This is a genomic window from Streptomyces sp. NPDC048506 (genome assembly GCF_040651315.1).
Taxonomy (GTDB): domain Bacteria; phylum Actinomycetota; class Actinomycetes; order Streptomycetales; family Streptomycetaceae; genus Streptomyces.
The window spans coordinates 48,414-66,654 of sequence record NZ_JBEZIX010000008.1; the positions used below are offsets into that span (position 1 = coordinate 48,414).

At 72.5% G+C, this 18,241-nt stretch carries 18 protein-coding genes; 5 read left to right on the forward strand and 13 right to left on the reverse strand.

Translation table 11 applies throughout. From position 1 onward, the window contains the following. The first annotated feature begins 55 nt into the window (after window positions 1–55). Both AB0C96_RS08245 and AB0C96_RS08250 read left to right on the forward strand, forming a co-directional pair. Window positions 56–880 (forward strand): MBL fold metallo-hydrolase, encoded by an 825-nt coding sequence (locus AB0C96_RS08245; protein ID WP_362914926.1) that lies wholly within the window; start codon window positions 56–58, stop codon window positions 878–880. Then, window positions 877–1,581 carry a hypothetical protein gene (locus AB0C96_RS08250; protein WP_362914928.1) on the forward strand — a complete coding sequence of 235 codons (705 nt, stop codon included), beginning with the start codon at window positions 877–879 and terminating at the stop codon, window positions 1,579–1,581. Before AB0C96_RS08245 ends, AB0C96_RS08250 begins: the two co-directional genes overlap by 4 nt. Here AB0C96_RS08250 and AB0C96_RS08255 read toward each other — a convergent pair. The 4 genes from AB0C96_RS08255 to AB0C96_RS08270 are packed head-to-tail and all read right to left on the reverse strand — an operon-like array spanning window position 1,570 to window position 4,959. Further along, window positions 1,570–2,613: a nitronate monooxygenase gene (locus AB0C96_RS08255; RefSeq protein ID WP_362914930.1), complete on the reverse strand. Its 1,044-nt coding sequence runs from the start codon at window positions 2,611–2,613 to the stop codon at window positions 1,570–1,572. The genes AB0C96_RS08250 and AB0C96_RS08255 overlap by 12 nt on opposite strands. Further along, window positions 2,613–3,341 (reverse strand): CoA-transferase, encoded by a 729-nt coding sequence (locus tag AB0C96_RS08260; RefSeq protein WP_362914932.1) that lies wholly within the window; start codon window positions 3,339–3,341, stop codon window positions 2,613–2,615. The genes AB0C96_RS08255 and AB0C96_RS08260 overlap by 1 nt, the downstream gene beginning before the upstream one ends. Next, window positions 3,338–4,186: a CoA-transferase gene (locus AB0C96_RS08265; protein WP_362914933.1), complete on the reverse strand. Its 849-nt coding sequence runs from the start codon at window positions 4,184–4,186 to the stop codon at window positions 3,338–3,340. The genes AB0C96_RS08260 and AB0C96_RS08265 overlap by 4 nt, the downstream gene beginning before the upstream one ends. After that, window positions 4,183–4,959, reverse strand: coding sequence for an enoyl-CoA hydratase family protein (locus AB0C96_RS08270; RefSeq protein WP_362914935.1), 777 nt, complete (start codon window positions 4,957–4,959; stop codon window positions 4,183–4,185). Before AB0C96_RS08270 ends, AB0C96_RS08265 begins: the two co-directional genes overlap by 4 nt. Before the next feature lie 56 nt (window positions 4,960–5,015). Between AB0C96_RS08270 and AB0C96_RS08275 the strand changes: the two genes are divergently transcribed. Together AB0C96_RS08275 and AB0C96_RS08280 are read left to right on the forward strand one after the other, a co-directional pair. Beyond that, window positions 5,016–5,813 (forward strand): SDR family oxidoreductase, encoded by a 798-nt coding sequence (locus AB0C96_RS08275; protein WP_362914937.1) that lies wholly within the window; start codon window positions 5,016–5,018, stop codon window positions 5,811–5,813. Window position 5,814: 1 nt separating this feature from the next. After that, the gene (locus AB0C96_RS08280; protein ID WP_362914938.1) at window positions 5,815–6,726 is read left to right on the forward strand and encodes an SDR family oxidoreductase; all 912 of its coding nucleotides are present in this window, start codon (window positions 5,815–5,817) and stop codon (window positions 6,724–6,726) included. Between the two features lie 11 nt (window positions 6,727–6,737). Here the strand turns inward: AB0C96_RS08280 and AB0C96_RS08285 are convergent, their stop codons facing one another. From AB0C96_RS08285 to phsA, 3 genes are all read right to left on the reverse strand, one after another. Beyond that, a complete protein-coding gene (locus AB0C96_RS08285) occupies window positions 6,738–7,517 on the reverse strand; it encodes a uracil-DNA glycosylase (protein WP_362914940.1) in 780 nt (259 codons plus the stop codon). A gap of 80 nt (window positions 7,518–7,597) precedes the next feature. Further along, entirely contained in the window at window positions 7,598–8,605 is a 1,008-nt protein-coding gene (locus AB0C96_RS08290; protein ID WP_362914942.1) for a hypothetical protein, read from the reverse strand. A 157-nt stretch (window positions 8,606–8,762) separates the two neighbouring features. Further along, entirely contained in the window at window positions 8,763–10,556 is a 1,794-nt protein-coding gene (gene phsA, locus AB0C96_RS08295; RefSeq protein WP_362915207.1) for an O-aminophenol oxidase PhsA, read from the reverse strand. A gap of 411 nt (window positions 10,557–10,967) precedes the next feature. On the opposite strand from phsA, the gene AB0C96_RS08300 reads away from it, so the two are divergent. Further along, the gene (locus tag AB0C96_RS08300) at window positions 10,968–12,110 is read left to right on the forward strand and encodes an NAD(P)/FAD-dependent oxidoreductase (RefSeq protein WP_362914943.1); all 1,143 of its coding nucleotides are present in this window, start codon (window positions 10,968–10,970) and stop codon (window positions 12,108–12,110) included. Between the two features lie 45 nt (window positions 12,111–12,155). Here AB0C96_RS08300 and AB0C96_RS08305 read toward each other — a convergent pair whose 3' ends face one another. From AB0C96_RS08305 to pabB, 6 genes are all read right to left on the reverse strand, one after another. After that, on the reverse strand, window positions 12,156–12,614 hold the full coding sequence (locus AB0C96_RS08305) for a TIGR03618 family F420-dependent PPOX class oxidoreductase (RefSeq protein ID WP_362914945.1): 459 nt from the start codon (window positions 12,612–12,614) through the stop codon (window positions 12,156–12,158). A 143-nt stretch (window positions 12,615–12,757) separates the two neighbouring features. After that, complete coding sequence (locus AB0C96_RS08310; RefSeq protein WP_362914947.1) at window positions 12,758–13,927, reverse strand: 3-deoxy-7-phosphoheptulonate synthase; 1,170 nt, start codon at window positions 13,925–13,927, stop codon at window positions 12,758–12,760. A gap of 296 nt (window positions 13,928–14,223) precedes the next feature. After that, window positions 14,224–14,652, reverse strand: a complete 429-nt coding sequence (locus AB0C96_RS08315) for a MaoC/PaaZ C-terminal domain-containing protein (protein ID WP_362914949.1) — start codon at window positions 14,650–14,652, stop codon at window positions 14,224–14,226. Next, window positions 14,652–15,113 carry a MaoC family dehydratase N-terminal domain-containing protein gene (locus AB0C96_RS08320; RefSeq protein ID WP_362914950.1) on the reverse strand — a complete coding sequence of 154 codons (462 nt, stop codon included), beginning with the start codon at window positions 15,111–15,113 and terminating at the stop codon, window positions 14,652–14,654. Before AB0C96_RS08320 ends, AB0C96_RS08315 begins: the two co-directional genes overlap by 1 nt. Continuing rightward, window positions 15,113–15,892, reverse strand: coding sequence for an aminotransferase class IV (locus AB0C96_RS08325; protein ID WP_362914952.1), 780 nt, complete (start codon window positions 15,890–15,892; stop codon window positions 15,113–15,115). The genes AB0C96_RS08320 and AB0C96_RS08325 overlap by 1 nt, the downstream gene beginning before the upstream one ends. Then, window positions 15,889–17,997 carry an aminodeoxychorismate synthase component I gene (gene pabB, locus AB0C96_RS08330; RefSeq protein WP_362914954.1) on the reverse strand — a complete coding sequence of 703 codons (2,109 nt, stop codon included), beginning with the start codon at window positions 17,995–17,997 and terminating at the stop codon, window positions 15,889–15,891. Before pabB ends, AB0C96_RS08325 begins: the two co-directional genes overlap by 4 nt. Between the last annotated feature and the right edge of the window lie 244 nt (window positions 17,998–18,241).

Sequence of the window (18,241 nt, forward strand, 5' to 3'; positions counted from 1 at the left end):
ATCATGTGACGGATCACCGTCGCGTTCGTGTGGCAGAAGGGGGACTCGGGCAGCGATGAGTACGACGGAACCGGACGGCGGAGTCAGCGTCCGCTACGTGGGAGGACCGACCGCCCTCCTGGAGGTGGCGGGCGTCCGGCTCCTCACCGACCCCACCTTCGACCCGCCCGGCGACCACCCGGTCGGCGAGCGGAAGTTGGTCAAGACGGCCGGGCCGGCGCTCACCGCGGCCGAGGCGGGACCGGTGGACGCGGTGCTGCTGTCCCACGACCACCACCCGGACAACCTCGACCGGGCCGGCCGGGCCTACGCCGCCAAGGCGCCCCTGGTGCTGTCCACGGATTCCGCACGGCAGCGGCTCGGCGGCAACGTCCGCGCCCTGCCGAACGACGCGCACATCGAACTGCCGCGCCCGGACGGCGGAACGCTGCGGATCACCGGCGTCCCCGCGCAGCACGGCCCCGACGGCACCGAGCACCTGGTCGGCGAGGTCACCGGATTCGTGCTGTCCGGAGCGGGTCTGCCGACGGTCTACGTCAGCGGCGACAACGCCTCGTTGGACGTGGTCCGGGCGGTCGCCGAGCGGTACGGACCGATCGACGTGGCGCTGCTCTTCGCCGGTGGCGCGCAGACCCCGCTGCTCGGCGACGCCTACCTGACCCTCCCCAGCGACCGGGCCGCGCGGGCCGCCGAGATCCTGGGCGCCCGGCAGGTGATACCGCTGCACTTCGAGCACTGGTCCCACTTCACCCAGGGCCGGGACTCGCTGACCGAGGCCTTCGCCCGGGCCGGCCTCACGGACCGACTGCGGCTGCTGAAGCCGGGTGAGGAGATCCGGGTGCGAGGGGCACGACGGGAGGGTTCTAGTCTTGCCGGGTGAACAGCTCTGACGACCGGCCGGCGAACGGCGCCACGACCCTGAACCGCCCCGGCCTGCCGGGCGACCTGCCGCCCGCGGAGGTCCTGTGGGCCCGGTGGGCCCTGGGGGCCGTCCTGCACGCCGCCACCGAGGAGGAGGGGCGCGGCGGCTACCGCACGGGGACCTGGATGGACGACGAGGGGCTGCACCTCGACGACGCCGGGTGCACGTGGTGGACGTTCGCCCGCATGGCGCCGGGCCGGTTCGTGCTGTTCGGCGAGGACGAGTCCAGCGACGTCAAGTGGCACGAACCGGCCGTCGACATGCTGGCGGGGGCCCCGAAGTGGCTCCCCTACGAAGAGCTGCGCGACCGGCTCCAAGGGTACGAACTGGGCTGCGTCTACTGGTGCGAGGACGGGGCCTGGGCCCGTGCCCCGTACCCGGACGACCTGGACGACGACGGTCTGGACTGCGGGATCAGCCGCTTCGCGGTCAGGGCCGAGGCCCTGGAGATGCTGGACGGCAACGACTACGGCACCGGCCACGGCGCCGCGTTGCTGCTGGACCGGGCCGAGGCCTACGAGTTGACGCCCGAGATGCTGGCGTCGATGGTCGCCGACTCCGGCGACACCCACTGGGACCTGCCGGCCATGACCCGAGCCCTGGGACGCAGCGGGCTCGCCGGTGACGGCACCAAAGGGGCGGTCAGCTCACTGCGGTAGCGCGCCGAGCGTCCGGTGGGCCTCGGCCATGATCCGGTCGACCAGCTCCGCGCAGGACGGCAGGTCCTCGATCAGGCCGGCGACCTGGCCGGCCGCCATCACACCGAGGTCGGTGCGGCCGTCCACCATCGCCGCCTTCAGCAGCATCGGGGTGGTGGCCGCGAGCAGCACCTGACTCCACGTCAGCTCCCTGCCGTGCTTCATCGCCGCGCCGTCGCGGACCAGTTGTGCCCAGCTCAGCCCGGACAGCTTCCTGAACGCCGCGGCATGGCGGACGGCGCGCAGCAGTGCCGCGGCGCGCCCGGACCGTTCCAGGGCCGCCACCAGGTCACTGCGCACCATCCGGTGCGGCATTCCGTCCACCTTCGTGGTCACGGTGATGTCGTTGACGGCGGCCGCCAGATAGCGCGCCTGGACGGCCTTCGGCACCGTGCTGTCCGACGTCAGCAGGAAGCGGGTGCCCATGGCGATGCCGGCCGCCCCGTACGCCAGGGCGGCGACCAGGCCCCGGCCGTCGAAGAAGCCACCCGCGGCGATCACCGGGATGTCGACCGCGTCGACGACCTGGGGGAGCAGCACGGTCGTGGCGACGCTGCCGGTGTGGCCGCCGCCCTCACCGCCCTGCACCACGACCGCGTCGGCGCCCCAGGCGGCGACCTTCTCGGCGTGCCGGCGGGCGCCGATGGAGGGGATGACGACCACGCCGGCGTCCTTGAGCCGGGCGATCAGCTCGCGGGAGGGGGCCAGCGCGAAGGAGGCGACCCGTACGCCCTCGTCCACGAGGACACGCACCCGCTCGGCCGCATCGCCGGCGTCCGCCCGCAGGTTGACGCCGAACGGCGCATCCGTACGGGAGGCCACCTCGCGGACCGCCGCGCGCAGCTGGTCGACGGTCATGGTGGCCGACGCGAGGATGCCCAGTGCGCCCGCGTTCGCCGCGGCCGAGACCAGCCGGGGGCCCGCGACCCACCCCATACCGGTCTGCACGAGCGGGTGCCGCACCCCGACGAGCGTGGTGAGCGACGTCTCCATCAGCCCGTCACCTCGCGTTCCCGCCGGCCCTCCGGGTCGACGACCTCCCGGATGAGCCGGAGTTCGTCGGGAGTGGGCTCCCGGGTGCACGGCACGTCGTCCGGGACCGTCAGCGCGAAGCCCGTCGCCGCCCTGACCTCGTCGAGGGTGACCCCCGGGTGCAGCGAGGCCAGCCGCATCGAGCGGTCCGGCGTGGCGAAGTCGAAGACGCCCAGGTTGCTGACCACCCGCGGGATGCGGTGGAACCGTGTCGCGGACGGCCCGGCGGCGGCCGCGCTGTCGTAACCGACACCGCAGATCATGTCGACCTTCGCCACGAAGACCCGGGTGGAGTGCTTCGGGACCCAGTAACTCACCGGATTGTTGAGGGTGTTGACGGGTGCGCCGCGCACCCCGAGGAGCTGGCGGGTCGGTCGTTCCCAGTCGCCGATGCAGGAGATGTTCTGGTTCCCGAACCGGTCGATCTGACTGGCGCCCATCATCACGTGCCGCCGGCCCCCGGTCACCATGGCCAGGTGCTTGCGGTACGGCAGCCAGCCCTCCGGCGTTCCGTCGAGCCCGATCAGCAGGGCCTCGCCGTCGGTCAACAGCAGGTCCGGCGCGAAGGTGAGCTTGGCGAGCCGGGCGCCGACTGAGGGGATCAGGCCCATGGGGCTGGCGAGCACCTCCCCGTCGTCGCGCCAGGCGTCGGCACAGGCGACCACGCAGTACTCGGCGCGGCTGGTCATCGGGTCTCCTCGCGCCAGGCCTGGACGGCGGACTGGTAGGACTTCTCGTCGGCCCCCGACAGGAAGCGCTCCGCGAACTGCGGCCAGGGCGTGGTCGCGTACAGCTTCTGGAAGGGCTCGTCGCGGCCGTGGTCGGGCACGCAGGAGGTGAAGTGGGCGCCGTTCGGGGTCTCCACGACCCCGGTGACCACGTGCCGTTTGACCAGCAGGGTCTGCGGAGGTGCGGCCGCGAAGCCGGCGGTGTCGACGAGCCGCTCGCAGGAGAGGTAGGCGCTCTCTGCGGCCTCGCAGAACAGGTCGTCGAAGTACGGATCGGGGCCCAGGTACTGGCCGTTGCCGAGCCGGTCGGCGCGGTTGAGGTGGATCAGGGCCGCGTCCATGCGCAGTGCGGGAACCGCGACCAGGGTCTCGCCGTCGGCGTACGGCGACGTGACCGTGCGCAGCGCGGGGTTGACCCGCATGACGTCGGAGCCCAGGCCCGCGCGGACCGGCAGGAACGGGAGCCGGTTGGCGGCCGCGTGCAGGCCCCACATGAACATCGCCTCGTCGATCTCCATCAGTGTGAAGGAGCCCGCCTGGCGGGCCGCGCGGAAGTGTGGCTCCAGCGGGATCGAGTCGAGCGTCGCGAACGGCGCGACCAGCTTGCGGATCCTGCCGGCGGCGGCGAGCAGGCCCACGTCCGGGCCGCCGCAGGAGACCACGGTCAGATCGGTGACGTCGGAGCGCAGCAGCGCGCGCACCAGCGCCATCGGCTTGCGCCGGGAGCCCCAGCCGCCGATGCCGAGCGTCATCCCGCTGCGGAGGCGGGCGACGACGTCCTCCGGTGTCATCGTCTTGTCGGTCACGGCCCGACCACCCCTTCCTCCGTGGCGCCGGTGTGCTCGCGGCCGAAGGCGCCGCGCACCCGGTCGGCCACCCCGCTCAGGTTGGCCTCGAAGGTGAAGCCCTGCTCGAAGCGGTAGCTGCGGCGTACGTCGACCGGGTCGATGCCGTTGATCGCGGCCTTCGCCAGCCGGAGCAGGGTGCCGTCCTTCGCGGCGATCTCGCGCGCCAACTCCATTGCGCAGTCGTGGAGTTCGGCGCGCGGCACCACCCGCCACACCGAGCCGTGCGCCTGTAGTTCGGCGGCCGTGGCGGTGCGCGAGGTGTAGTACAGCGCCCGCATCAGGTGCTGCGGCACCAGCCGGGCGAGGTGGGTGGCCGCGCCCAGCGCGCCCCGGTCCAGCTCCGGCAGGCCGAAGGTGGCGTCGTCGGAGGCGACGATGGCGTCGGCGTTGCCGGCCAGGCCGATGCCACCGCCCAGGCAGAACCCGCCGACCGCCGCGACGACCGGCACCTCGCACTCGTAGACCGCGGCGAACGCCTCGGCGCAGCCTCGGTTGGCGCCGAGCAGCGCGTCGTGTCCGGTGTCCCGCTGTATCTCCTTGATGTCCACGCCCGCGTTGAAACCGCGCCCGGCGGCGCCCAGCACCACACAGCGCACCTCCGGGTCGCGGCCGGCGGCCCGTACCGCGTCGGCGAGCTCGTACCAGCCCTGCACCGGCAGGGCGTTGACCGGTGGGAAGTCGACGGTGAGGACGGAGATGCCCTTCTCGGGGCGGGAGGTGGAGACACCCATGAGCCGATCAGCTACCTTTCCACCAAACGTTTGTTAGGCGAGGAAGGTAGCACCGGATGGAGTTCGACGGGAGGGTCGCGGTCGTCACGGGCGGAACCCGGGGCGTCGGCGCGGGCATCGCACGGTCGTTCCTGGCGGCGGGCGCCCACGTCGTGGTCTGCGCCCGCCGGCCACCCGACACCCGCCTCGAAGTCCACGGCAGACAGGCCGAGTTCAGGCCGCTGGACCTCCGCGACCCGGCCGCCGTACCGGCCTTCTTCGCCGAGCTGGCCGCCGCGTACGGGCGCCTCGACGTCCTGGTCAACAACGCGGGCGGCACGCCCCACCGGCTCCTGGGCGAGGTGGACGCCGCACGGCACGCCCGGGTCATCGACCTCAACCTCACCGCGCCGCTCACCGCCACGCTCGCCGCGCACCCGCACCTCCGCGCCGCACGGGGCGCGGTGGTCATGATCGGCAGCGTCAGTGGCACCCGTCCGTCACCCGGATCGGCGGCCTACGGCGCGGCGAAGGCCGGTCTGGAGAACCTGGCGCGCTCCATGGCGGTGGAGTGGGCGCCCGAGGTACGGGTGAACACGCTCGTCCTCGGCATGGTCCGCACCGAACGGTCCGCGCTGCACTACGGGGACGAGGAGGGCGTCGCCGCGGTCGGCCGCACCGTGCCGCTCGGCCGGCTGGCCGAACCGGCCGAGGTCGGCGAGGCGGCCGTGTTCCTCGCCTCGGACCGCGCCCGGTACATCAGCGGGGCGAGCCTGCTGGTGCACGGCGGCGGAGAACGGCCCGCGTTCCTCGACGCCGCCACCGTCAACCACGGCACGACCGCTTCCGATGCCCCCACCACCGAAGGGACCTGACATGCCGGGAATCTGCGCAGGCCGCGTCGCCGCCGTCACCGGAGCCGGCCGAGGCCTCGGCCGCGCCCACGCGCTGGCCCTCGTCGCCGAAGGCGCCCGGGTCGTCGTCAACGACCTGGGCGCCTCCGCGGTCGGCGCCGGCGCCTCGCCGGGCCCCGCCCACCAGGTCGTCGACGAGATCCGCGCGCTCGGCGGCCAGGCCGTCCCGCACACCGGAGACATCACCACCACCGACGGCGCCGCCTCCCTCCTCGCCACCGCCCTGGACGCCTACGGCCGCCTCGACACCCTCGTCAACAACGCCGGGTTCCTGCGCGACCGGATGCTGGTCAACCTCGACGAGGACGACTGGGACGCGGTCATCGGGGTGCACCTCAAAGGCCACTTCCTGCCGTTGCGGCACGCCGCCGCGCACTGGCGGGCCGAGGCCAAGGCCGGCCGCACGCCCAACGCCCGGGTGATCAACACCAGTTCGGGCGCCGGGCTGCTCGGCAGCGTCGGCCAGGGCAACTACGCCGCCGCCAAGGCCGGCATCCTCGGCCTCACCCTCGTCGCCGCCGCCGAACTGGCCCGCTACGGGGTGCAGGTCAACGCCATCGCCCCCGCGGCCCGCACCCGGATGACCGAGCAGACCTTCGCCGAGACCATGGCGGCCCCCACCGACGGGGCGTTCGACGCCATGGCCCCCGCGAACGTCTCACCCCTGGTGGTCTGGCTCTCCTCCGCCGCCAGCGACGGCGTCACCGGCCGGGTCTTCGAGGCCGAAGCCGGCCGGATCACCGTCATGCAGGGCTGGCGCCCCGGCCCCACCGCGGACAAGGGCGGCCGCTGGACCCCGGCCGAGGCGGGCGAGGCGGCCCGCAGGCTGCTCACGAAGGCGGAGCCACCGCTGCCGGTGTACGGCGCACGGTGAGGGCGGCGGGCTCAGCCGGCGACCAGCCCCGCGCGGCCGGCCGCGCGGGTGAGCAGGTCCACCAGCATCTCGGGGGTGAGCCGGCCGGTGAACATGTTGCGCTGGCTGGGGTGGTAGCAGCCCAGGACGTGCAGCTCCCGGCGCCCACCGGTGGCGGGGAGGGTCAGTTCCACGCCGTGACCGAACGCCGGGCGGGGTCGGGGAAGCGGCCAGCCGGCGTCGCCGAGCACCGGCAGCAGCGCCTGCCAGCCGAAGGAGCCCAGCGCCACGACCGCCCGCAGCCCGGGGTCGAGCAGCGCCAACTCCGCGGCCAGCCACGGCCGGCAGGTGCGCCGCTCGGCGGGCGTCGGCTTGTTGTCCGGCGGAGCACAGTGCACCGGTGCGGTGATCCGCACCCCGTACAGCTCCAGTCCGTCCCCCCGGTGGGTCGCGGTCGGCCGGGAGGCGAGGCCCACCGCATGGAGCGCGGCGAACAGGGCGTCACCCGATGCGTCCCCGGTGAACATCCGCCCGGTCCGGTTGCCGCCGTGCGCGGCCGGCGCCAGCCCGACGATGGCGAGCGCCGCGTCCGACGGCCCGAACCCCGGGACCGGCCGCGCCCAGTACTCCCAGTCGCGGAACGCCGCACGCGGATGGGCGCCGACGTGTTCCCGCCAGGCCACCAGCCGCGGACAGGCCCGGCAGCGTGCCACCTGCGCGTCCAACTCGGCGAACTCGCCACAGCCCGGCGCGACCCGGGCCGGGAACCCGCCGTCGTCCGGCAGCGGACCGACCACGACGGCCTCGTTCATCCCTCCATGCTAGGCCGACCGCTCGGCCGCCGGGCATCCAGGCGGCGTGTGAAGTGTTGATCAAGGCGTCACAGCGGCTGTCAGAGGTCGTGGAAGCTCTCCCCGAAGGGGTACCAGCGCCCGCCGAAGCGGACGGGATGTCCGGTCGGCAAGGGTGTGGGAAGCCGGTCCGGCAGCGGAACCGCTGCCCAGTCCAGGTGGACGGTGTGCTCCGGTGTCCGGCGAAGCCCCCGATACACGTGCCGCACCACGATCGGTTCACCCGGGGCGTGGATCTCCACACGAAGGTCATCGTCGGGCAGCGGATCGAAGGACGGTGACTTCGGGTCCCAGTCGTCCTCAGCGTCCTCTTCGAGGAGCTCCTCCTCGAAGTACTCCGACCAGGGGTGTTCCTCGATCCATCCGTCGACGACCTGACGTATGTCTGCCGGGTCGTTGAAGAGCCAGCATGCTTCTGCCTGCTCTCCACTGTGGGAGACCCGGGTGCGGTGACGGAAGAGGAGGAACCCGCCGGGGCACCGGCAGACATCCGCCGATTCGGTCGGTTCGGTTGGCCGGTCACGCAGAACGGCCAACAGCTCCGCCACCACATGGTCGGTGGGATCCACTCGGAGTGCCTCGCGCCAGGCGACACGGGCCGACGCCGCGTCCCCCAGGTAGCACAGGGCATGGCCGAGGAAGAACGCCACCAGGTTGTCGGACGGATCGAGGGCCAGCGCACGCCGGGCGGCCCGGACAGCGTCCCCGGCCAGCTCGCGGCCGGTCGAATCGTCCTCTGCCAGGGGCAACGGCAGCTCCTCCAGGCCCAGCGGCCATCCAGTTCCGCGCAGATAGGGGCTCCGAGGCCGGTGGCCGGGCCCATGGTGTACGTAAGCCAGCAGCTTCGCGCCGGCCAGGACGGTCAGCCCGACCGCGGCGGTGGCATTGTGCGGGTCATCGGCCAGCACAGCCTCGTAGCTGCCCCGGATTTCGGTGAACCAGCGCTCGATCCTGCCCACCGGGTGGGCCATGGCCTGCTGGACGAAGTCGCCGAGCAGATCGGCCGTCGCGCGCAGCGTCACGTCGGTGGAACCGGGGTCTGGCCGCATACGCCGGACTCTAGCCAGCGTTTGAGCTATTGATCAAAGGGGACCACGCCAGACCATGGGGAACTGCCGCCGACCGGCGTTCAGATGCTGCTCTCCGGCAGCTGTCTGATCGCCGGCCCGGCAGTGTTCGTGCTGACCGCGGTCCGGCTATGGCGTCTCAGTGAGTGCCGTGATCGTGCCCCTGACCGTCGCCCGGTTGATGGCCGTGATCGTGACCGTGGTCCGCGCCCGGCTGATGGTGGTGGAACGCCAGTACCTCCCGGGGCATGACGACGAAGGGGCGCATCATCCCCATGTCCTCGTGCTCCAGCAGATGGCAGTGGTACATGAACCGGCCTCGTGCACCGTGGAATTGGCCGATCACATTCACCATCTGGCCCGGCGGGACCTGTATGACGTCCTTCCAGCCCTGGTCTCCGGGGGCTGTCGGCGCCACGCCCCCGTACTCCAGCGGCGCCCGGGTGCCCCCGAGTTCCTTGTCGAAGGGGCTCTGCGGATCTGCCGGGTAGATGTCGCGGCTCAGGACCTGGAAGTCGATGAGGTGGATGTGCATCGGGTGCGTGCCGGCACCGCCGAGGTTCAGAAAGCTCCACTGCTCCCAGTCGCCGTGGCGGACCATGAAGCCCAGCGCATCGTCGAACATCCGGCCACCGCGCTGATAGGTGCGCACCGTCCCGTCCGCGCCTCTGATCTGGATGATCCCCTCTCCGGGAACCGGGGCCGCGCCGGGATCGACCTCATGCATCTCCCACAGCTCCGGATGACCGTTGCCGATCGGGCCGGGCGGGGTGAGGGCGATCAGCCGGTGTTGGTGCTTGGGCACCGTGTCATGGGTCAGCCGCCGGAAGGACGAGGAGAGCACGGCCGGCAGCACGAACGGGTCGGCAGCCCTGGCCGCCCCCACCCGGAACTGCATCACCTGCGGATACCGCACCCCTGGCGCGTCGTTGACCAGCCGGAGCGTACGGCCGGCCAGCGCGCCGAAGTCGATCAGCAGATCCATCCGCTCCGCCGGTGCGACCGACAGGGTGCCGTCCACCGGGAGCGGCCGCGGCAGCAGTCCGCCGTCCGAACCGATCTGGTACACCGCTCCGGTGACCGGTGCCCCGGTCTCGTCGTCGACCAGTCGGAGGGTGAAGGTGCGGGCGTTGGCGGCGTTGAGCAGGCGGAAGCGGTACCAGCGCGCTTCGACGTCCGCGTACGGCCAGATCGTGCCGTTGACGAGGGTGTACGGGCCGGAGAACGGGATGGTGACGTTCTTGCCCTGCTGGTTCTTGGCGACGATCAGGGTTTTGTGCAGCAGGCGGCCCGTCAGTCGGCCGTCCTCGTCGGTGTCGAGGTTGCGGTCCTGGATGATGAGCGGGATCTCGTGCTTTCCGGAAGGAAGTCGGAGAGCGTCCTCCTCCTCGTCCCGGATGAGGTACATCCCGGCGAGCCCCGCGAAGACGTTCCACCGGGTGATGTCCATGGCGTGGTCGTGGTACCACCAGGCTGTCGCACGGTGGTCGTTGGGGTACTCCGACAGCTGCGCGTCGCCGTGCGCGACGGCGTTCTCCGACCAGCCGTCGTTGCCGCCGCCGGTCACCGCGCCGTGCAGATGCGTCACCGTCCAGGCCGGCAGGCGGTCCACACCCTCGACGAGGGTGGCACCGTTCCTGCCGGGTACGTCGAGGGGGAGCGGTGCCCCCGGCACGGCGCTCGCCTCGGCCGCGGTCACCGGATGGTTGCCGGTGAGGCGGTTGACCCACGCGACACGTAACCGCTCGCCCCGCCGCACCTCGATGGTCGGGCCCGGAAAGTGGCCCTCGTACGTCCATACCTTGGTCGGTGGGAGCTGGCTGTGCAGCCGTACCCAGGTGGTCTTCAGCTCGATGTCGATACCGCGCCTGGCTTCCTTACGGCCGGGCCGCAGCATGGGCGGAACGCGCAGCGCGTCGACGAACGGTGTCAGCTCGGCCGCGGCGTCCTGTTTCTCCCCGGCAGAGGTCTCCTGTCTCCCCCCTGCCTCGGCTCTCCGCCTCTGCCCTTGCTCGGCGCCCTCGGCCGTCACTCTCCAGGCAGGCTCGATTTCGGTCTCGGTCACGATGCGACCCCCGTGTCGCTTCCCCCGTGCTGCCGGCCGTTCCCGGCAGCAGCTCTGTACTCCTCAACGCCAGGAACATCCACGGGAGTTCCCATCTGTCCGAACCATCCTGAAAAATCTTGGAGGGGTGGCGCGGGGAGGTGATGTGGTGGGTGGGGTGGGCATCGGTCATCTGTCGGGGCTGTCGGTCCGATGTCGACGGCTTGTCGGCGGGGCCCGGCACCTTTCCGGAGACGGCCGCCGGAGATCACTGGGCGGCCCCGACCCCGAGGAGCCACCATGCACACCTCCGTCACGATCATCGGTGCCGGACTCGGCGGACTCACGCTGGCCCGCGTCCTGCACGTCCACGGAATCCCGGTCACGGTCTACGAGGCCGAGTCCTCCCCGACGGCCCGCGCGCAGGGCGGGATGCTCGACATCCACGACGACAACGGGCAGCTCGCCCTCAAGGCGGCCGGCCTGATGGACGAGTTCCACGCCATCGTCATCGAGGGCCGTCAGACGATGCGGCTCGTCGAGCAGGACGGGACCGTCCTGCACGAGATGGCCGACGACGGCACGGGCGGACGCCCCGAGGTGCAGCGCGGGGAGCTGCGACGGATCCTGCTCGACTCGCTCCCGGCCGACACCGTGCGGTGGGGGCACAAGGTCAGCGGTACCCGTTCCCTCGGCGAGGGCCGTCATGAGGTGACGTTCGCCGACGGCAGCACCGTTCTCACCGGCCTGCTGGTCGGCGCGGACGGCGCGTGGTCGCGGGTCCGGCCGCTGCTCTCCGACGCCACACCCGAGTACGTCGGCACGTCGTTCGTCGAGACCTACCTGTTCGACGCGGACACCCGGCACACCGGCTCCGCGAAGGTGGTTGGCGGCGGGTCGATGATCGCGCCCTCGCCGGGCAAGGAGATCTTCGCGCACCGGGAGAACGGTGACACCCTGCACGCCTACGTGGCATTGTCCAAGCCGCAGGACTGGTTCGCCGCCATCGATTTCACCGATGCCTCCGCGGCGGCCGCGCGGATCGCGCGGGAGTTCGACGGCTGGGCGCCGGAGCTCACCGCGCTGATCACGGACGCCGATATCACGCCTGTTCTGCGCCCTCACCACGCTTTGCCGGCCGAGCACCGGTGGGACCGGGTGCCGGGGGTGACCCTGCTCGGTGACGCCGCCCACCTCGCAGCCCCGAACGGCGAAGGCGCCAACCTGGCCATGCTCGACGGTGCCGAACTCGGCAAGACCCTCGCCGCGTATGCCGATGACATCGAGGCCGCGCTGACCGAGTACGAACAGGTCATGTTCGCCCGCAACACCGAGCCCGTCACCTTTGACGGCACCGAGGTGGTCCACGGAATCGACTCCGAGAACAACACAGCCCAGGCCATGCTCAAGATGCTCACCGAGCAGGGTCAACAGGCGACCTGAGCCTCGACCGGCGGACAGATGCCGACACGATCGCCCGGACAAGTCCTAGCCGTTGACGTCGAGCGCCGTTCCGTACAGCCGGTCCACCGGCAACCGGATCACCACCCGGCGCTCGGCGACCAACTGCTCCAGGAACGCGCCCTCGTCCTCCGGCCGCGCGGCCTCCGGGATCATCGCGAGCAGCTCCCGCCCCACCGCGTCGCCCGGCGCCGTCGTGGTCCCGGAGACCTCGGCCGCGCCCTCGGCGACGGCGAACGACCACACGTCGCCGCCCTGCACATGCAGCGCCGCACGCGGGTTGCGGCGTATGTGCGCGACCTTGATGCGGTCGGCCGTCGTCGAGAGCCGCACGACGCGGGCCTCGGGATCCCAGCTGTAGAGCATGGTGGTCAGATGGGGGTGGCCGCTGCGCTTCACGGTGGCCAGGGTGCCGAACTGTTGCCCGCCGAGCAGGTCGGAGAGGGCTTCGTCGGACAGGGTGCGGGGTGTCGGACCGTGCGTCATGACGTGCTCAACGCCCCCGGCCGCCGGAACATTTCCGGGACGCCGACGCGCGTCCGCCGGAGCGGCGCCGAGCGGATTCCGTGCGGGGGAAGCCGTCCTTCCTCGGCGTCGTCCGGCGGTGCGCGCGGGGCACGCAGGCAGGGTCAGTCCTGCCAGGCCGCGACGACGGAGACGGCCTGTGCGGGGTTCAGACGCGGATCGCACAGGCTCGTGTACGCCTCGTCGACCCGGCCCGCCTCGGACCGGTCCGCCACACACTCCGTGACCTCATCGGGGGTCGCCTCCAGGTGGAGCCCGCCCGCGACACCGCCCACGGACTCCACCGCGAACCGGAACGCCCGCACCTCCTGGACGACGGTGTCGACGAAGCGCGTCTTGAGGCCGCAGGGGGCGGACACGGTGTTGCCGTGCATCGGGTCGCTGAGCCAGATCACGGGGTGGCCGGCGTGCAGGACGGCCTTCGCCAGCTGCGGCAGCCGGTCCGCGACGGCCTCGGCGCCCATCCGGGCGATCAGGGTCAGCCGGCCCGGCTCCCGGTGCGGGTCGAGGACCTCGCACAGCGCCAGCAGTTCGTCCACCTCCATCCCGGGACCCACCTTGCAGGCGACGGGGTTGACGACCTCGGAGAGCAGGGCGACGTGCGCACCGTCCACCTGGCGGGTGCGTTCGCCGATCCAGGGGAAGTGGGTGGAGGCCAGCAGCAGGCCGCCGTCTTCGCACACCCGGATCTGCGGCAGCTCGTAGTCCAGGAGCAGCGCCTCGTGGCTGGTCCACACGGGGGCCTCGGGCACCGCGGCCGCGGGCCGCCGCCAGCCCAGGTGTCCCATGATCTCGTTGGCGGCCATGTAACCGGTCAGCATCCGCAGCGGATCCGGCCGGCGGGAGACCGCGTCGGCCTCCGGGCCGTTGACCATGTGGCCCCGGTAGACCGGAAGTTCCACGCCGTCCACGGTTTCGGTGGGCCGCGACCGCGGCTTGGCGAACTGTCCGGCCAGCCGCCCGACCCGGACGACGGGCCGCTGTGCGGTCATCTTCATCGTGCCGGCGAGCAGATCCAACAGGGCGGCCTTGCGCTGCACGTCCCGGGCGGTGCTCTCCTCCGGATCCTCGGCGCAGTCACCGGCCTGGACGAGCTGTGCACGGCCGAGCGCGACCTCGGCCAAGGCGGCGCGCAGCGCGCGCACCTGGTCCTCGCCCACCAGCGGAGGCCGCGCGGCGAGCTCCCGCCGCACCCGCTCCACCTGTTCGTGGTTCTCCCAGACCGGCTGTTGCAGGGCTGGTTTCCGACGTATTCCCAGAAGCGTGTCGTCCATCGGTGTCTCCCGTGAGTGGTAGGTGGGCGCAAGCGGCACCGGACGCGGCGGACGTCGTCCGGCGCCGGCCCCGGGCAGGCGGACGGCGCCGGCCGGCTCGGGGCAGGGCCACCGGGGCCGGAACCTCCTCGCCGGCGCCCGAGGGCGGCGGTGTGGTGAGGCGTCCCGGCGCGGGCATGACGGCGCGGGGGCGCGGATGTCGGTCGGGTGGCCCCGGCAGCGGGCACGGTCGCACGCGTGGTGCCGGAGCCCGGTCCGGGCGGCGAGCCACCTGGTGAACGGCGGCTGCCGGATGGTCAGTTGAGCTGGACGACCGCTTGGGCCGAACCCAGCACCTTCACCCCGTCGCAGAGGACGTCGAGGGCGACCCGGACCCTGCGGTCCGCGAGCTTCGCGGTCACCGTGCCACGGATGTCGAGGCGGGCCCCGACGCCGTCGTCGGGGACCGGTACCGGCCGGGCGAAGCGCACGGCGAGGTCGCACACCGCGGCCGGGTCGCCGCTCCACTCGGCGACCAACCGCCCGGCGAGAGCCATGGTCAGCATGCCGTGCGCGATGGCCGAGGGAAATCCCGCCTGCCGTGCCGAACGGTCGCTGAAGTGCAGGGGGTTGAAGTCGCCGGAGGCACCGGCGTACCGGACCAGGTCGGCTCTGGTGACGGGGACGGTCAGCGGGGGGAGGGCGGTGCCCTCGGGAACGGCGTCGTAGTCGATGCGGGCGGTCATCAGCCGGTCTTCCTCTCGTTCGGGCCGCCGGCCGTGAACGTCATGAAGGTGTCCACGACGTGCTCCCCGTCATCCGTCCGCACCTCGCCCCGCATCTGCACCACGTCCCGGCCCGCCAGGCGTCGGACGGACTCGACATGGAGGGTCACCGCGAGCCGGTCGCCGGCGCGCACCGGCCGGCTCGGCACGATCCGTTGGGCGGTGTGGACCAAGGAGGCGTCCGCCAGTCCCCACTCCGGGCCGCTCAGCACCCGGCTGCTCGCGCGGTGCACGACCAGGAAGGGGAACGTGGCAGGGGCGATCACCTCGGGGTGGCCCAGCGCCCTCGCGGCGGCCGGGTCGACGTGTGCAGGGCTGTCCGCGCCCACGGCTTCGGCGAATTCGCGGATCTTCGCCCGACTGACCTCGTAGATCTCCGTCGGCGGGTGGACATGGCCCGCCGACGGACGCTCCGTCGCCATCAGTTGCCCCGATCGAGGGTGTGGGGGAGGGGTTGTGCGGCGGCGGCCCAGGCGGCCCGCCACGGACCGGACCGGGGCGCCGGCCCGGGGGCGTACCGGGCGTCGGCGCCCACCCAGGCGGTCACCGGCCGGATGCCGTGCAGCGCGTTGACGCACCACACCTCCAGCCCCGTCAGGTCCGGCAGCCGGCACCGCCGCCGCCGGACCGGGACGCCGAGGGCCGCCGCCCGGTGCAGCGCCCAGTCCCGGGTCACCCCGGGCAGGGTGGGCAGGGACGGATCCACCGTGCACAGGGTGTCGTCCTCCCACCACAGCAGGCTGGAGGTCGCCCCTTCGAGCAACTGGCCGTCCGGGGTGGTCAGCAGGGCTTCGGTCGCGCCGGCCGCGACGGCCTCGGCGCGCAGCGCGCCCAGGAGGTCCAGATCGGGGCCCTTGCGGTGGGGCACGCTGCGCGGGTCCGGACGCCCCGGGACCCAGACCCGCACCTCGGTGGTCCGGGCGGGCGCGGGGCGCACCCGGAGCCCCAGCCGGGGGGCGCGGGTGCCCTCCTGGGTGAGTTCCACCCGGGGGAAGAAGTCGCCCGCAGCGGGCACCCGTCGCAGCTCCCGCTCCCAGAAGGCGTGCACGGCGTCCGGAGGTGGGCCCCCCGCCGCGACCACGGACGAGGTGAAGCGGTCCCGGTGCCGGGTCAGTTCCCGGGCCCGGCCGTCCTCCACCAGCCACGAGTCGGCGGCCAGCAGCAGGGGCGCTGGGCCCGGCGCCTCGGTCGCGGTGTTCACTGGGCGGCCCGGTCCTTGGTCAATCGGCCCGGGAACGTGGTGCCGAGCAGCCCCAGCAGCGGGGTCGCCTTCACCGCGGTCTCCTCGAACTCCTCCGCCGGATCGGACAGCGCGGTGATCGCGCCGCCGACGCCGTACCGCACCTGGTCGGCGGTGATCACGGTGGTGCGGATGGCGATGCTCAGGTCCGCGGCCCCGGAGAGCGAGAAGTAGCCGATGGCACCGGAGTAGACGCCGCGCGGCCCCTCCTCCAGCTGGTCGATGATCTGCATGGTGCGGATCTTGGGGGCACCGGTCATCGAGCCGCCGGGGAAGGCGGCACGGACGCAGTCGACGGCGGTCCGGTCCGGACGCAGCCGGGCGCGGATGGTGCTCACGAGCTGGTGGACGGAGGCGTAGCTCTCCACGTCGAAGATCTTGGGCACCTCGACCGAGCCGGCCTCCGCGCAGCGCGCCAGGTCGTTGCGGACCAGGTCGACGATCATCAGGTTCTCCGCGCGGTCCTTCTCGCTCGCGCGCAGGTCGGCGACGAGGAGCCGGTCCTCCTCCGGGGTGGCGCCGCGCGGCCGGGTGCCCTTGATCGGCTTGGACTCGGCCAGACCGTCCCGGCCGACGCGCAGGAAGCGCTCGGGCGAGGTGCTCAGGACCGAGAGGCGGTCGAAGCGCAGCAGCGCGGAGAACGGGGTCGGACTCGTCCGGCGCAGGTAGCGGTAGCCGGCCCAGGGGTCCACCGCGCCCTTCGCCTCGATCATGTTGGTGAGGCACACCTCGTACGACTCGCCCACGTGGATGGCCTCGTGGCAGGCGCTGATGAGCGCGCGGTAGTGGTCGGCGGAGTGCCGCAGCTCGACGGGGATCTCGACGCCGACGGGCAGGTGCTCCCGCTCCGCCTCCTGGCCGGCCAGTGCCGCCAGCCGCCCGGCGGTCTCGGTCAGCCAGTCACGGGCCGGGGCCGCGTCGTCCGCCGGGGCGAGGGCCAGGAGGTGCGTCGTCGCGGTGGCGTGGTCGAAGACCACCGCGCGGTCGGCGAAGATCAGCGCGGCGTCGGGGTCGGGGGAGGTGTGTGCGGCGTCCGCACCGCACTCGGCCTTGAGCTCGTAGCCGAGGTACCCGACCCAGCCGAGGGCGAAGTCGAAGGGGAGGTCCGGCAGTTCGGTCTCGGTACTGCGCAGGTCCTGGTCGAGCCAGTCCAGGAACGGGGAGTGGTGCACGACGTCCGTGCCGTCGGACCCGCGCACCGTGACGGTGCACTGCTGGACGTCGGCCAGGGCGACCCGGGCCAGCGGGCCGCCGGCGTCGCCGAGCACGGAGATCCGGCCGAGCTCGCTGTCGGGCCGGCTGCTGTCCAGCCAGAAGGCGTGCTCGGTGCCGCGGAACAGGGCGTCGAACACGATCTCCGGGTCCCAGCGGGTGGGCAGTTGCTCGCTGTGCACCCGCAGCCGCCGGGACGGTTGCCCGGCCGGCCCGGGGCCGGAGGCGCGGCGCTTGTCCGCCACCACGGGCAGGGCGGTGCGGCCCGGTCCGCCGGTGTGCCGCTCCGCCATCCGGAAGAAGTTCGCGAGCAGCTCGTGCCCGTGCTCGGTGCAGATCGACTCGGGGTGGAACTGCACGCCCCACTGCGGCCGGTGCCGGTGGCGCAGCCCCATCAGGACGCCGTCGGAGGCCCAAGCGGTGGCCTCCAGGTCGTCGCTCAGCGCCGAGACGGCGAGTGAGTGGTAGCGCACCACCTCGAAGGGCGAGGGCAGGCCGGCGAACAGCCCCTGGCCCATGTGGTGGACCGCGGACGACCGGCCGTGCCGCTCCTCGGGAGCGAGACCGACCCGTCCGCCGTGGAGGTGCGCCAGGGCTTCGTGCCCGAGGCAGACGCCGAGCAGCGGGACCTCACCGTGCCGGATGATGTCCGCGCAGATGCCCAGGTCGGTCTCGACCTCGGGGGTACCGGGGCCGGGCGAGATGATGACGTTGTCGAACTCCGTCACGTGCTTCAGCCGCCAGGCCGGGTCGTCGTTCTGCACGACCGTCGGTTCGTCGCCCGTCACCTCGGCGACATAGTGCGCCAGGTTGTAGGTGAACGAATCGTAGTTGTCCACGATCAGCGTGCGCATGCGGTGTTTCCCCCCAGGCCATCGGATCCGCGCCGAATTGCGTAGCAGGCGTCAAGGTGCAGGAAAATCAGGAAAGAAAACGAGGGAGCACCGGCCCTTTGACGTGCGGGCCCTGCGGCGCTGGCAACCTCGGGTTGTGGCCACGCTATCCCAGTGGACCGTGTGGTCGGCATACCTCTTTGGTGACATCCGATCGCCGTTGAATGTCCCTGTCCCGAGAGCTAGTTTGAAGCGGTACCGAGGC

Bases quoted from the DNA above. Each gene is read 5' to 3' on its own strand.
- AB0C96_RS08245 (WP_362914926.1), top strand. From the start codon at position 56: ATGAGTACGACGGAACCGGACGGCGGAGTCAGCGTCCGCTACGTGGGA.
- AB0C96_RS08255 (WP_362914930.1), bottom strand. From the start codon at position 2,613: ATGGAGACGTCGCTCACCACGCTCGTCGGGGTGCGGCACCCGCTCGTG.
- AB0C96_RS08260 (WP_362914932.1), bottom strand. From the start codon at position 3,341: ATGACCAGCCGCGCCGAGTACTGCGTGGTCGCCTGTGCCGACGCCTGG.
- AB0C96_RS08270 (WP_362914935.1), bottom strand. From the start codon at position 4,959: ATGGGTGTCTCCACCTCCCGCCCCGAGAAGGGCATCTCCGTCCTCACC.
- AB0C96_RS08275 (WP_362914937.1), top strand. From the start codon at position 5,016: ATGGAGTTCGACGGGAGGGTCGCGGTCGTCACGGGCGGAACCCGGGGC.
- AB0C96_RS08280 (WP_362914938.1), top strand. From the start codon at position 5,815: ATGCCGGGAATCTGCGCAGGCCGCGTCGCCGCCGTCACCGGAGCCGGC.
- AB0C96_RS08285 (WP_362914940.1), bottom strand. From the start codon at position 7,517: ATGAACGAGGCCGTCGTGGTCGGTCCGCTGCCGGACGACGGCGGGTTC.
- AB0C96_RS08290 (WP_362914942.1), bottom strand. From the start codon at position 8,605: ATGCGGCCAGACCCCGGTTCCACCGACGTGACGCTGCGCGCGACGGCC.
- AB0C96_RS08300 (WP_362914943.1), top strand. From the start codon at position 10,968: ATGCACACCTCCGTCACGATCATCGGTGCCGGACTCGGCGGACTCACG.
- AB0C96_RS08305 (WP_362914945.1), bottom strand. From the start codon at position 12,614: ATGACGCACGGTCCGACACCCCGCACCCTGTCCGACGAAGCCCTCTCC.
- AB0C96_RS08310 (WP_362914947.1), bottom strand. From the start codon at position 13,927: ATGGACGACACGCTTCTGGGAATACGTCGGAAACCAGCCCTGCAACAG.
- AB0C96_RS08315 (WP_362914949.1), bottom strand. From the start codon at position 14,652: ATGACCGCCCGCATCGACTACGACGCCGTTCCCGAGGGCACCGCCCTC.
- AB0C96_RS08320 (WP_362914950.1), bottom strand. From the start codon at position 15,113: ATGGCGACGGAGCGTCCGTCGGCGGGCCATGTCCACCCGCCGACGGAG.
- pabB (WP_362914954.1), bottom strand. From the start codon at position 17,997: ATGCGCACGCTGATCGTGGACAACTACGATTCGTTCACCTACAACCTG.